Genomic DNA, 12,442 nt, shown 5'->3' on the forward strand with positions numbered 1-12,442 from the left:
TTTTCACGCTCTCACCCCCCCCCCGTCACGAAACCCGGACCAGCCAGAGTTTAAAACCTTGCTCGATTTTTTTCCGAAGCGCGTTTACCTCTTCTTCTTTCAAAAGCAGTTCCACATGACCGATCCGGTCGGTCGATGTGATCCGGTCGTTGGTGTTCCCGTTCTCGGTGTCCTGCACCATATTTCCCGAATCATTTCTGGCGGCGACCACCCTCACATCCCGAAGGAAAGGTTCTCCCGCCGGTTCGGATGGCACTTCTTCGGTCCGGCTTTGGGCAGCATCGCGGTACAGGTAAATATGAACCGTATCTTTCGCGCGAAGAGAACTGTTTACCGCAAACAGAACTTCTTTTGGAATCGGAAAAATCGCTTCTCCCGATCCCGGGTTCAGATCGTCCACGTCGACCAGCTCCGGCGCAAGCACAAGTCCGGCCGGCAAATCCGCGTTCGCCTTTTTTCCGACGATCTCCCGAAGATCGCGGATCGCCCGTTCGGGAAGTGCATCTTTTGAAACCCGTACAAGCGCAACGTCCTGCTCTGTAATAACCTCGTTTTTCTGGACGGGGTTAATCAGCCTCGCCACCGGTTCAGACTGCCAGACAGGTTTCAAATACCAATTGAACGTTACCAACGCCGCAAGGCCCAGAACGAAAACAGCACCGGAAATCCATAGTCTCGTCTTCGCACTCATTCAGCGTATCGCCTCCGCTTTTCGTGGTATAAAAAGTCCCGAACAGAGAACCGTTCTTTCTTCCGGGGCAGCACCGGCTCCAGCCAATCCCGATAATCCGGCGGCTGCGAGGGGTCGCAGCAAAACGGAACGCGCCAGAACTTCAGCTTCAGCGCTTTCCGTTCGCGTGGCAGCAGTGATTCTGCGACCTCCCGGAACTTCATTTCATCCGCAAAGTTGAGCGCGACATTCCATTCCTGGGCTACGTACTTCTCCTTCCAATTGCCCATCGCCGTAAACGTCCTCGGTAAGTCCCAGGCGCTTACGCCGGTAACCAGAAACCGCAGCGGACAGCGCATGAATTCCGCCTCGTCCGCCGCTCCGACCGCCGTCAAATTGCCGAAATCCAGCACAACGTACTGATACCCGGCAGATAAAATCGGCAACCATGGCTCTCCGAGCGCCGTAAACACATCCGTCCCAAGCCACCGGAACCCTCCCGGCGCCGCCGCAGGAACGTCCGTCCGAAGCGCCGCAAGCGATTCCCCCCGACATTCCACAACCGCCGCCGCGTGCCCTTCTTTCGCCAGCCAAACGGCCATCGAAAGCGCAAGGTGAGTCGAGCCGGATCTTGGACCCGCGCCGCCCACGGCGATGGCCACGGACCCGACGATCCGTTCTTCCACAATGACGCGTTCTTTGGCCGGACTGGAGGATAAACGGACCCCGGAAGGTTTAATTTTCCCGGCCGGTATCTCTGCGTCCCCCGGCATATCGGCGATGGTTTTGCGCCGCTGTATCCAGGTCAGCACGTCCTCAACCGAAAACCGCTCGACGGCATAGACATCGTATATGCCTATATGTCCAAGAGCTCGAATCCATTCCCTGTCCGCCGAAACCGGCAAAAGGACGATCAGGCGCGTATCCGGAACAAATCCCCGAATATCCCGCAGATAATGCACGCTGTCCTGCTTGTTTACGACTCCGGCAGTCGCGTCAACGACAGCCAGACCGGCTTCCACTTGTCCAGCCTCGGCCGCGATTCGGAACTGTTCGAGCGTGGCATCCATACCTGAAACCACATACCCGCGTTCCTGGAGCGCCGAAGACAATTCCCTTCCGGTTGTCGAATCAAACACCAGGTGTATCCGTTGCATCTAAACTGCCTCCTTCTTTGAACAGCCATTCGATGAAAGCCATGATCGCACCCCTGATTTCCGGCCAGAAATTCAAGATGAGATACCCGACAACAGCAACCCCCAGAAAATAAAACGCCAGCCGGATCAGCCGTCTGAAAACAAGCCCGCCCACCAGCAATCCCAAAAATACGACGAGAGCCGCTGAGCCATACAAGGAGCTGCCCGACTTGGCAAGTTCCATGAGCTCTTGCGCTTTGCTTTCCATCCGCTTGCCGACCGACTCCGGATTGAACTGGCCCGCTTCGTTTTCAATTCGATCCAGGGTTGAATGGCCGTTTGCAGCCTCGCCGGGTTCTGCCGCCATTGCAGGCGTTGCGAAAACAAATGCGACCAGCAACATGATGAAACACAGGACTGAGCGCTTTCTCACTCCTTCGTCCCTCCCCCGAAAAATGACAACGGATCGACCGGTTCCCCGCCGACCCGCGTCTCAAAGTGCAGGTGCGGTCCGGTGGCCTCCCCGGTTGCTCCGACCAAACCGATCAGATCCCCTCGCCTGACGGTCTGACCTTGATCGACTTTTACTGAACTTAGATGAAAGTATCGTGTTTCCAAACCGCCATGATCGATGATGACTGCCAGCCCGGCGGTTCCCAAAAATCCCGCATGAATCACCTTTCCATCCTCCGCCGCGTATACTTCGGTTCCCTTCGGAACGGCAACATCCACTCCATTGTGCATTTTCCTTTCGCCGGTGATGGGGTGAATCCGCACGCCGAATTGCGACGATACCCTGCCCTTTTCCGGCAACGGCCAAAGCAGCTCGGACTCGATGGGCTCCCAATCTTCGGGAAGAGGATCGTATTCGCTTCCGTCGGGGTCCGCGAGAAACGACAGCCAGTATTCCAGAAGAAAATCCTGATCTTTTTCCTCCGGGAAACCGTGATCGCGCAAAATCTGTTTGAGCGGCTGCCATTCGTTTTCAACCGCCGTGATACCGGATAGCGCCTGGTAGGTTTCGGTCGTCGCAAGTTCGCCGCAGGCGGACGGGGATTTCGTCACGCTCGTTTTTGTCCGGTAGCTGTATACATAGACCCCTTGCATCGTTTGCGCTTGCTTTAAGAGGATTTGGGGCTGGCGGGTGGTGGAGGACTGAATCTCGTACCGGGTCATTTCATCTCCCTTTTCGTCCTTCTGTTTGATCTGGACGCATGACTGCTGATCGATTTCCTTCTCGGCCTCCTTCCACTCGAACTTCGGACGAACCAGTTCAAACGTCGCCTCAGGGTCCAGTTTCAGTTCCTTTGCATCCCGAATGCCTGCCTGCTGGGGATCGCCAAGCGTCCGGTCCACCGCCGCCAGCCACTCCCAGTCCAGGGCGAAACTATCGACCTGGGTCTGTTGTTCCGGCGTCAGCCCTGCATTCCACTGAGCAGCCACAGTTCGATACTTTTCAAAAATTTCTCTATCCGGATCGCCGCGGCCATACTCAAATGCCGATTCACGATCATTTCCAGTGAATAAGCCCCGGATCGCCTGTTTTGGCGCCTCAAAGATCATGTAATAACATATCCAGGCAACCGCAAACATCGCGAGAAGTGTTCCCCAAATCGGAGATGTCTTTATGAGAATCGTTTTGAGTATGGAGCGACCGGCTTTCACGATTGCCTTACTTATCCAACCGCGCATCCTCTCCTCTCCCCGTCATACATAATAGTCCCGGATAATTGACTGCTTTTTCCTCTGAGAGAATGTTTGTTCCAATTCGTTGTGCCGGTCCAGTTTGCCGGTGTTTTGCAAACCTACGATGTAATCGCGGCTGTGCCGTTTTTTAAGGTCCGCCGATGACCAGAACTCTTCGCCCGCGGGCCGGTATCCCGCAGGAAAATGGGCGTCAGGACCTTTGACTTGCGGCGTTGGAGCATCCCTTGTCGGCATGTCGGGCAGTTTCTCCAACGCCGTATGGATATGGCGGGAAACGCTCTGAGCGCTTTTGCTCACGAATGGCGCGGCTTTTTTCGCGGTCCAAACCGCGCTCTTTCCGATCGCCCGTCCTGCCGCGCCGGCGGCTGCACCGCCGATCATCGTTCCGGCCACCGGAAAGCCGGTCATGGTGCCTGCCGTAAAACCGGCCATCGCCCCGGCCGTCCTGATTCCAAATCCCGCAACTCTTCCGCCGTAAGACGCCGCTTTTGCAGCCATATTCCGCCAGATCGGCGATGCCTTCGGCAATGTTTTTTCTCCGGGCATCGCCTGTCCGGCGGTCGACGAAACCGCCGCTCCCCCTTCGGTCGTTGGAGAATGAACGTCTGCCTTCGAACCGAATTCCATTCTTCCGGGATTGCCGGACGAGTTCCGCGGCCTTAGCATTTTTGCAACCGATGAAATACCGGCAAGGCCGGCAAACCCTGCGATATTCCCCCATATGCCGCCGCCGCTCTCCTGCGCCCCCACCAGCTTTCGCACCATGTTCGCGATCATCGGCAAGGCGAAGAAGTAAACGATGATGACCCAAAGCGACATGCCTGCGTTAAAGAAGCGAAGCATCAAAAAGAACAGCCCGAGCGCAAGCGCGTGGGCTGCCGGAAGGATCATGTTGGAGATGAATTCTTCCCACCAGATTTGCAATGAGTGACGAAACCTGGGAAACACCGTCAAGACACATGTGACTGGAAACAAAACAATGAGCACCATGAGCATGATTTTGCGGACGATATACTGATAATTCAGGATAACGATCATCAGAGCCGCTGCAACCACGATCAGCGCCACACCCAAACTTTTGACGGAAACCGCATGATCGTATCCGGCGCCGTTACCCCAGAGCATGTATAGGAAAAGATCGGGCTGAACGCCAAAGTCCACAAGCGCCGCCCAGATGAGATCGGTGAAAAATTTGACTATGCCAGCCGTGAAAGACCAAAGATAATATCCAAACTTTAGGGAAAGCAGTGCAACCACAAACGCGGCCGCATAATCCTTGACCCGGCTTCTGCCTTCCACGGACACGCCCTTAAACAAAGCGAGCATGCCGATCAGAAGGAGCGCGATCACCAAAGGAAACGGCACGAAATGCTCAAACACACCGTACAGCGCGTCGATCGCGTCCGAGATCCCCGTTTCGAACACGCCCAGCGTAAGGTCACTCGCGCATTCCTCTTTTCCGGCGCAATTCCCTTGAAGAAAAGCGTCGTCCGAAGACGCGGCGGGATTTTTTTGAAAAACGAGTATCACCGGGTCCTGCATGCCGAGCGTTTTCAAAAACCAGTTCACCGGGCTGATGAACAGTTCCGCCACCATGCGTTCCGCCAGACCGGGTTTATCGGTCTGCTTCTCAATTTGATCCCCCAAAACGCCATTTGCCGAATCTTCTGCAGCGACACTGGCGGGAAAAACAAAGCAAAGCGCTAGGACAAAAATGATGATCCGGCGCATCTTAATCCGCTCCCTGCATCCGGTCCCGGATGTATTTCTTCCGCTCGGCGTACCGGGGATCGTTCGGGTCGCTCGTAAAGAGCATGTGTTCAAAAGGAGAGGCGTCGATACGCACAATGACCGATTGGTCGTCGACCTTAACGACCATGTCTCCTTTTCGCGCCTGATGGATCAGGAAATGCGCCTCGCCTTCGGTCAGCGCCAGTTTCCCCTGCACCGCGTCGATGTCCAGCGGCTCCTGGATGCCGATCAGTTTAATTGGACTATTCTTGATCGCGGCCATTCCCGCATGGCTACGCGTAAAAACTTCAAGCCCTTGCGTGACTGCACAAACGCCGGTGTTGGTGCTGCGCCCTTCCCGGTAAGCCGCCTCCGCCCAAACGGCTCCGACATCTTCGTCATTGAAGATGTTCTGGCATTCCTCGATGACGAGCAGTTTTTGAGCCTGCGGATTTCGTTTGGCCCAGCGCTCCATCATCCAGTGCGTTGCGATGAAAAGTCCGATCGGCCGCATGATTTCCGGGTCCAAACGGTTGATGGCGAAACCGAAAACCGGCGCGCTTCCCAGTTCCACATTCGACTGCCCATCGAAAATCGCGTAGGACGGCATATTCCCGGCGCGCGTAAACGGCTTCAGCATTTCAGCCGCCTTGCGGACCGCCTCACTTTCAGCAGTGGCCATTCGCTTTTGCAGCCCGACGAGTTCCGGCATCTTCTTGCGCCGCCTGCCGACCGCAAAACGTCCGTCTTCCGGCGCGCCGCCAAATTCGTACAGGCTCTCCGGGTCCTCCGTGATGCCAAGCTCACGGTACTGCTCCCGGATCGCGTTGCCGATGAACACTTTCACTTCACCGGTCAGCGCGGCCGCATCGTAAACGCGAATCATTTTGAAGACGACGGCCTGCACCGAGTTCGCGGCCTCTTCCAGGTCCACATACCGCGTCCCGTCCGAAAGTTCGGTGATCTCCACATCGTACGGATTGATGCGATGTTTGGAGCGTTCATGCAATTCCAGATACGGACAACCGATGGCCGCAAGGAAGTCCCCGTACTCGCCCTTCCAGTCGATGACCCCGACCTTTCGGCCATAGAGGGCTGAGCGGTGGATGATGAGCATGATCGTGAACGTCTTCCCGGCCCCCGACCGCCCGATGATGCACATATGGTAGTTCGACAGATCGGGATGCCAGTTGTCCAGCCATACCGGTCGGCCAAACCGGTCCTTCCCGATCACAACGCCGCTTCGATGTGACAGGCTGCCGCCGCCGAACGGGAACAGATCGGCCACATTCGACGATTCAAGGGAAAAGAAACGCTCCTTTTGAATCCGGACCGCCGGCGCGGTCGGCAGTATCGCCTGCAAGGCTTCAAGTTGCCGGCCGTCCGCCGCGCGCAAAAAGATTGACTTTCCGGCAAACCGCTGAACGAGCGAACGGCACAATTGAACCAGGCTCTTGTATTCCGGTGCGCTTGCAATGACCTGGATGGCGACGCGAAAGCTGCGCTCAACGTTGAGCCGGATACGTTTCTGGCGTTCTTTTAAGTCCGCGATCTCATCCCGCATGGCGTCAATTTTTCGTACGTCCTTCTCGTCCGCCAAATCACTAAGCAAACCCGCAATCCGTCTGCCGATAGCATCCAGCTCTTTGTCATTGCTTGAGGGCTGAACGTGAATTGCGAGATCCACATCTCCACTACCGTACTTTCCGTCAATCAGGGAATCCAGCATCCCCGCCCACGTATTGCCGCTCATGATTTCCGCGAAAAAAGACCGGAAATACCGGGCAGGCGTGATGGTTCCGCCGACTTCCACCGCATAGTCCGTGACTTTCTCGCCTTGCGTTTTGTCACCCGGCAGCATTTCCTTAATCAAGGACGGCGCGGCGAAGTCCACACCGCTCGCTTTGCCCGGATACGCACGCGTGTGCGGCTTTTCGCTCTTGATTTTCTTCCACATCATATCCCATCCCTTTCATATCACCTGTTCCGCGCCACACGATCTGCATATCCGGATCAGTTTGCCTTCCCGGTATTTCAGACGAAACATGGATTTGCCGCATTTGCACCGACCGGGTACCTGTTCCGCTTGCCTCGTCTGGCTCTTCGCGATGGACGCCCATTTAGCCATGTTCCATCACCTCATCGGCAGTCAGGGAGCGTTTGATCGGGCGGAACGCGTCCGCATGAATCGCGTCGATCATGCGGGCCTGCGGCGCCATATCGCGCTGCAGGAGTTGATATGTTGCGTTGAGCACCCCGGCGCGGCTGAGCAGTTGGTACCGCATCCCTGCCTGTTCGCAGAAGCTGAACACGATCTCTGCGGCATCGGTCAGGATTTGTCTGGCTAAATCCGCTTTTTCGGCGTCAGTCATCTTGCTTTTGCTTTTTCCGATCAAGGAGTCCAGCTGACGGACGCCCGTTTGTACATTGGTTGTTTGTGACGCGGCAACAGGGTCGTATTGCAAGATCACGTACCCTGAAATATCCCGGATTTGCGCCTCTTCGGTGGACAATCGAAGATGTTCAAGAACCTGTTCTCCGGATTCCTTTAGCTCCGCCGGCATGTCCGAATTTGAAATCCGTTTGGTCAGATCGTCCGCGTAATCTTTCATTTCAAAGAGCCGAGATTGCACAAGCAGCGTGTACGGGATATTAATGGTGTTTGCCATGGACAAAAAGTTGACCCATAAGCTTTTTTGCTCCGTTGCCGATGCAGTTTCCAGATTCTTTGGCTCGACTTCAATGACAAGCCGGTATGTGTTGCCCGACCGAATCAGGCCGTCCTGAGTGATCTCCGTGTCACCGATGACATCCTGGGTCGTTCTCGCTTTTGTTTTTTTGGCAAAAAGCAGGACGGCCACCAGAACGACGGCCGCCAGAAAGATGTAAAACACGCTTCAATCCTCCTTGGGGATGGACAGTCTCCGGTACAGAAACTTACGCTGCCTCATCCTCAAACGCACGATATCCAGCACATACTTCCAGACCGGAAGTCCCGTCGGCCCATGTTTGGTATGGCAAAGGAACACACAAACGGCAAACGGAATCGCGTAATGAAGCCGCGAATAAAACCAGTCGGTTCCAAGCCGGGGGACGACCTTCGACATCTGGTAAGACAAGAGCCCGCCAATCGCCCACCAAATTGCCTGGCTGAGCGACAGCCCAATTCCAAAGAGCGAAATAAACTTCTCCTTGATCCTGGACTGGTAAGGTATCGGATGGTATTCGCCCATGTCCGCCCCTCACAATTTGGATAGATCAATGCCGAACAGATTAAATACAAATCCAAGAATTTGCTCTGTCCAGAAGGACAAAACCAGGAACAGGATGAAGAAACCGATCCTCCCCTTCGTGTCTCTCAGCGTATCCGGCGAAAAACCGCCGCGCAAATAGGTGATGCCCAGCCACAATCCAAAAATAACCGTCAAGGTCACAGATATCCGGCGCGCAGTTTCAACAAACGTGGTGGTGGATTGATCGACCTGCTTCTCCAAAGTCGTCAATCCGCTGCCGCCCCCTTGATTCTGCCGAATCCGGTCCATGATCGTTTCGGCGGACACATTGGCAGCAAACGACCCAACGAGTATCGACAATAAGACAAGGAAACCCAAAGCTCTTTTCATTTGCCCATCCCCCTTATAAGAGATTTATAAAATACCGGTAACCGCCCAACGCCAGCCACACGCCCCATGCCGCCAGCGCGCCGGCCTCGATGAATACCGGCGGTACTCCAAGCGAAAGACCAAACCGTGCCGGAAGCGGCCAAAACAGCGCCACCCGGCCCGTAAACAAATCCAACACGATATGCGAAAGAAAACCGACCGCGAATGTCGCTGCATACGGCGGGCCCGCTGACGCGTATACTGCCCACCCCAAGAGGCCACCCAGGCACAACGAATGCGTGAGCGTCCGCTTCCCCGGCGACCGTTCCAGAAGGGCTGGAAGGACCGGGATGAAACGTCCGAGCAGGGAATTCGGACGGTCGATGTCCGGCAGAAGCGACGCCACCGCGATGATGGCCAGTTCCGCCGGATGATGATGCCCAAGAAGAACACCCGCCGTCACGCCGCCGATGAGATGCGATGCGCCGTTCATACGCCGCCACCCGCCGGCTGCATCACGACGCGAAGAAACGGCTCCACCAGATTCGGATCGAACTGCATACCCGAGCGCTGCCGAATGTATTGAACGGCCATATCTGTCGGCCAGGCAGACCGGTATGGCCTGTCCGATGTCAGCGCGTCATATACGTCGCAAACGGCGGTGATCCGCCCGCACAGCGGGATTTCCTCGCCCCTCAGCCCCTTGGGATATCCGTTTCCATCCCAATGCTCGTGATGCGTGGTGATGATCGTTCGCGCAACATCCGCTTCCTCATTTCGGTACTTGCCCATGAGGTCTAACCCATAGGCGATATGTTTCTGAATGATTTTCCTTTCGCCTTCCGTCATGGGCTGGACGCTATCCAGCAAGCGTTTTGGAATCATCAGCTTCCCGATGTCGTGATAGCGGCTTGCCAGGGCGAAAAGGACGCTTGTGCCTGGATCCAAACCGATTTCACTCGCCAAGGCGTGGACCAATTGGCTTACTCTTTCCGAGTGTCCGCCGTCATCCAGCGCGCTCAAAATGTTTTTCAAAATCAGAGGCGTCAACTCCATTCAAAAGATTTTTCAACTCCTGCGTCAGCCATTCCGCAACCGGCCCACCCGCGATCAGGATCTCACGGACAGCGGTCAGGCACTTTTCTGCCTTTTTCCGTTCTTCCGCTTCATCCTGTTCAGCCAAATGACCGGATCCCTCACTGACCAGAATTTCCTTTCGCAGATTACGAATGCTAAGGGACTGATCCGCCGCAAGTGCGATGAATTTCGCCGGATCGCTGGATCTTGCTGCCACCCGGTGATGGTACCAACTGAGCGTCGGGACGCGGCTTACCGGATCGGAAAACGTGCGATACACATGCACCAGTTCCCGAATTTGCGACGGGCTGACGCCGAGCTCCTGCGACAAATATTTTTGCGTTGCACCTGCGGCCAGCATGGCGTCCAATAGTTGTCCTTTGACGAACCTGCTCTCTTGTTCCTGCTCATCCACCTGGATGTATGCCTGTATCAAATCTTCAAGCTTTGGGGGCTGGGAAGCTGGAGGCTCCGGCTCCCGGTAGGGTAATTGTATAATTGCCGCAATTTCCTCCGACGTCTTCCCTTCACGTTTTGCAACAATGCGAATCAGTTCGTTGCGGTCAATTTTGCCGTCTTGCGCCAGCCGGTGATGCTCTCCGCATAGTTGGATCAGGTTTTCCCGGACGTCGCTCCCGCCTGCGCCGCGCGTCTTGATATGGTGCGGTTCGCCCTCCGCCGGATGATCGCAGATTTCGCCGGTTACCGGATCCTCATACTGACAACGGTGTTCCGCTTCCTTCCGAATTTGCTGAATCGTTTCCCGACTCTGGATACGCCCGGGCTTTTGCAGTGATTGCACGCCTTACACCCCGCTTGCAATGGTTTCGTTCAGCGGCACCCATCCGCGTTCTCCCACCATTTTCCCGCCGGCTCTTCCCGTCAGCCCGCGCACCAACCCTGCCGCATGCAGTTCATTGAAAAGGCTGATGAAAACCGAGATCGTCTCCCGATCCCACCCCTCGATCCACTCCGCATATCTCCGTTCTTTCGAGCTGAGCTTTCGTCCGAGCAGCTCTTCCAGCTTCTCTACCACACCATCCCCTCCCTTCACCCGTTCTATAAAAAAAAAAGAAAAGCACACGCCGAGATGACGTGTGCCGCATTGGAATCAGCTGACGATCAGCTTTATTCCCGTCTTGGCTTCACCGTCGATCTGAACTTCGGTGAAAGCCGGTGTGCACGTAAGATTCCCGCCTTCCCGGGCGAAAAACCCCCGGGCAATCGCCACGGCCTTGGCGGCTTGATTCGTTGCAGCCGCACCGACTGCATGAAGCTCGACCACGGAATGCTCGCGCATCGCGGCGACGAGCGCGCCTGCGACGGCGTTCGGCTTGGACTTGGCCGACACCCGCAAGACTGAAGGGATTTTTTCTTTCGTTTGCACTGTTGCCATGTTTCATTCCTCCTATGATGGATGTGTGATGTATGGAGAGAGGGCCCCTCCACCTTTTGTGAAAAAAGAAAAGCCCCTGCCATCAAGCAGAGGCTAATCTAATGCAATAAGTATCTGCACTCCGTCTTTCGTCATTTTCCCGTCGTACCCCATCGCGCGCGTTTCGGTTAATATTTCTCTGTTTTTCATTCGGAGGCATACTGGGCCGATTGTCCCTTGCTTAATCGGTCGGCCGCAGCGTACGCATCTGTTGGGCGGGCGATGGTCAGGAATCTGTTTCACCTTCGGCTTCCCTCCTTCCAGCCCCTCATGCACTGCATGATTTCCCTTCGCTTCAGACCGCTTCATCCGACGTGAAAACAAGCGACGGCGACCGGCGCAACCAAATGGCTTGCAAGGCCGTCTGGAAGATGACTTCGTCCCAAACATCGATTCCCTCCGCCAGATTTACCGGCCGGCCGTTCCAAAGGTTGACCGCGAGCTCGGCCAGCCGCCAGGTTTGTCCGGTCAATGCCGCCGTTTCATCTGCAGCCGTTTCGTCGGAACTGATAAACCAATCAAACGGTCCGTGTTCCTGTTCATCAAGCACGAAGCATTTGCAGATTTCCGGATACGCCGCCAGATAACACGCCGACAGGTACTCGCCGTTGGAGTATGCTTTCGGGAATCTTTCGATCAGTCTCCCGAAGTTTCGTTTATGGTCGTCATTGGCAAAATAGATCATGATCCTGTCCCCTTTTCCGGCGCATGCGCGTGCGCTTCGCACGCCGCCGGAATATATAGGGCTTGCTGAACGATTGTTTAGCAGAAATTCAGGGCAGGGCGACGGCGGAACAGGAAGGCGAAAATAAGGCAAAAAAGAACGCGGAGCCTGCGCTCCAGGTTCATCACCAGCAGTTGCAGCGTGATGGCGGACAGGCTGGTCTGCGCGAGACGCGCTCGAATACGGCCAAGCCCGTACTTGCGCTTGCCTTCTCCGAATTTGCCTTCGATGGCATTTCGTTCACCGGCATCCCGTTTGTCCTGATTTTGCTGTTCGCGAGTCGGACCGTCCTTCGGTGGTCTTCCCAAAGCCGGGCCGCTGAGCCGGATGCCATGCTGCTTGCAGAAGTTCCGGTTCTCG

The 12,442-nt window shown here is 55.7% G+C and carries 17 protein-coding genes; all 17 read right to left on the bottom strand.

All coding sequences use genetic code 11. The features are described 5' to 3' along the window. Nucleotides 1-25 precede the first annotated feature (25 nt). Nucleotides 26-691: an SAF domain-containing protein gene (locus G485_RS0113515; RefSeq protein WP_027092994.1), complete on the bottom strand. Its 666-nt coding sequence runs from the start codon at nt 689-691 to the stop codon at nt 26-28. After that, complete coding sequence (locus tag G485_RS0113520; protein ID WP_156922345.1) at nt 688-1,827, bottom strand: hypothetical protein; 1,140 nt, start codon at nt 1,825-1,827, stop codon at nt 688-690. The genes G485_RS0113515 and G485_RS0113520 overlap by 4 nt, the downstream gene beginning before the upstream one ends. Beyond that, a complete protein-coding gene (locus G485_RS0113525) occupies nt 1,802-2,239 on the bottom strand; it encodes a PX domain-containing protein (protein WP_156922347.1) in 438 nt (145 codons plus the stop codon). Before G485_RS0113525 ends, G485_RS0113520 begins: the two co-directional genes overlap by 26 nt. Further along, complete coding sequence (locus tag G485_RS28425) at nt 2,236-3,498, bottom strand: M23 family metallopeptidase (RefSeq protein ID WP_051318262.1); 1,263 nt, start codon at nt 3,496-3,498, stop codon at nt 2,236-2,238. The genes G485_RS0113525 and G485_RS28425 overlap by 4 nt, the downstream gene beginning before the upstream one ends. A gap of 15 nt (nt 3,499-3,513) precedes the next feature. Further along, nucleotides 3,514-5,244: a hypothetical protein gene (locus G485_RS0113535; protein ID WP_027092997.1), complete on the bottom strand. Its 1,731-nt coding sequence runs from the start codon at nt 5,242-5,244 to the stop codon at nt 3,514-3,516. Between the two features lies 1 nt (nt 5,245). Continuing rightward, nucleotides 5,246-7,201 (bottom strand): VirB4 family type IV secretion system protein, encoded by a 1,956-nt coding sequence (locus G485_RS26445; protein WP_240489147.1) that lies wholly within the window; start codon nt 7,199-7,201, stop codon nt 5,246-5,248. A gap of 15 nt (nt 7,202-7,216) precedes the next feature. Beyond that, nucleotides 7,217-7,372 (bottom strand): DUF8096 family protein, encoded by a 156-nt coding sequence (locus G485_RS31640; RefSeq protein WP_476695853.1) that lies wholly within the window; start codon nt 7,370-7,372, stop codon nt 7,217-7,219. Continuing rightward, on the bottom strand, nt 7,365-8,138 hold the full coding sequence (locus G485_RS0113550) for a hypothetical protein (RefSeq protein WP_027092998.1): 774 nt from the start codon (nt 8,136-8,138) through the stop codon (nt 7,365-7,367). Before G485_RS0113550 ends, G485_RS31640 begins: the two co-directional genes overlap by 8 nt. A gap of 3 nt (nt 8,139-8,141) precedes the next feature. After that, nucleotides 8,142-8,477, bottom strand: a complete 336-nt coding sequence (locus G485_RS0113555) for a hypothetical protein (RefSeq protein ID WP_027092999.1) — start codon at nt 8,475-8,477, stop codon at nt 8,142-8,144. 9 nt (nt 8,478-8,486) lie between these two features. After that, nucleotides 8,487-8,867 carry a hypothetical protein gene (locus G485_RS0113560; RefSeq protein WP_027093000.1) on the bottom strand — a complete coding sequence of 127 codons (381 nt, stop codon included), beginning with the start codon at nt 8,865-8,867 and terminating at the stop codon, nt 8,487-8,489. A 13-nt stretch (nt 8,868-8,880) separates the two neighbouring features. Then, entirely contained in the window at nt 8,881-9,339 is a 459-nt protein-coding gene (locus G485_RS26450) for a metal-dependent hydrolase (RefSeq protein ID WP_051318264.1), read from the bottom strand. Beyond that, complete coding sequence (locus G485_RS26455) at nt 9,336-9,881, bottom strand: HD-GYP domain-containing protein (RefSeq protein WP_169732322.1); 546 nt, start codon at nt 9,879-9,881, stop codon at nt 9,336-9,338. The genes G485_RS26450 and G485_RS26455 overlap by 4 nt, the downstream gene beginning before the upstream one ends. Then, on the bottom strand, nt 9,853-10,725 hold the full coding sequence (locus G485_RS28430; protein ID WP_027093001.1) for an HNH endonuclease signature motif containing protein: 873 nt from the start codon (nt 10,723-10,725) through the stop codon (nt 9,853-9,855). Before G485_RS28430 ends, G485_RS26455 begins: the two co-directional genes overlap by 29 nt. Nucleotides 10,726-10,728: 3 nt before the next feature. Continuing rightward, nucleotides 10,729-10,959 (bottom strand): hypothetical protein, encoded by a 231-nt coding sequence (locus tag G485_RS0113580; protein WP_027093002.1) that lies wholly within the window; start codon nt 10,957-10,959, stop codon nt 10,729-10,731. A 75-nt stretch (nt 10,960-11,034) separates the two neighbouring features. Continuing rightward, on the bottom strand, nt 11,035-11,319 hold the full coding sequence (locus tag G485_RS0113585) for a stage V sporulation protein S (protein WP_051318266.1): 285 nt from the start codon (nt 11,317-11,319) through the stop codon (nt 11,035-11,037). A gap of 334 nt (nt 11,320-11,653) precedes the next feature. Beyond that, complete coding sequence (locus G485_RS0113590; protein WP_027093004.1) at nt 11,654-12,043, bottom strand: hypothetical protein; 390 nt, start codon at nt 12,041-12,043, stop codon at nt 11,654-11,656. 77 nt (nt 12,044-12,120) lie between these two features. Next, nucleotides 12,121-12,442 (bottom strand): transposase (locus G485_RS29130; RefSeq protein ID WP_156922349.1); only part of this gene is annotated, 322 nt, incomplete at its 5' end.

It is taken from the genome of Cohnella thermotolerans DSM 17683 (assembly GCF_000429825.1).
Taxonomy (GTDB): domain Bacteria; phylum Bacillota; class Bacilli; order Paenibacillales; family Paenibacillaceae; genus Cohnella; species Cohnella thermotolerans.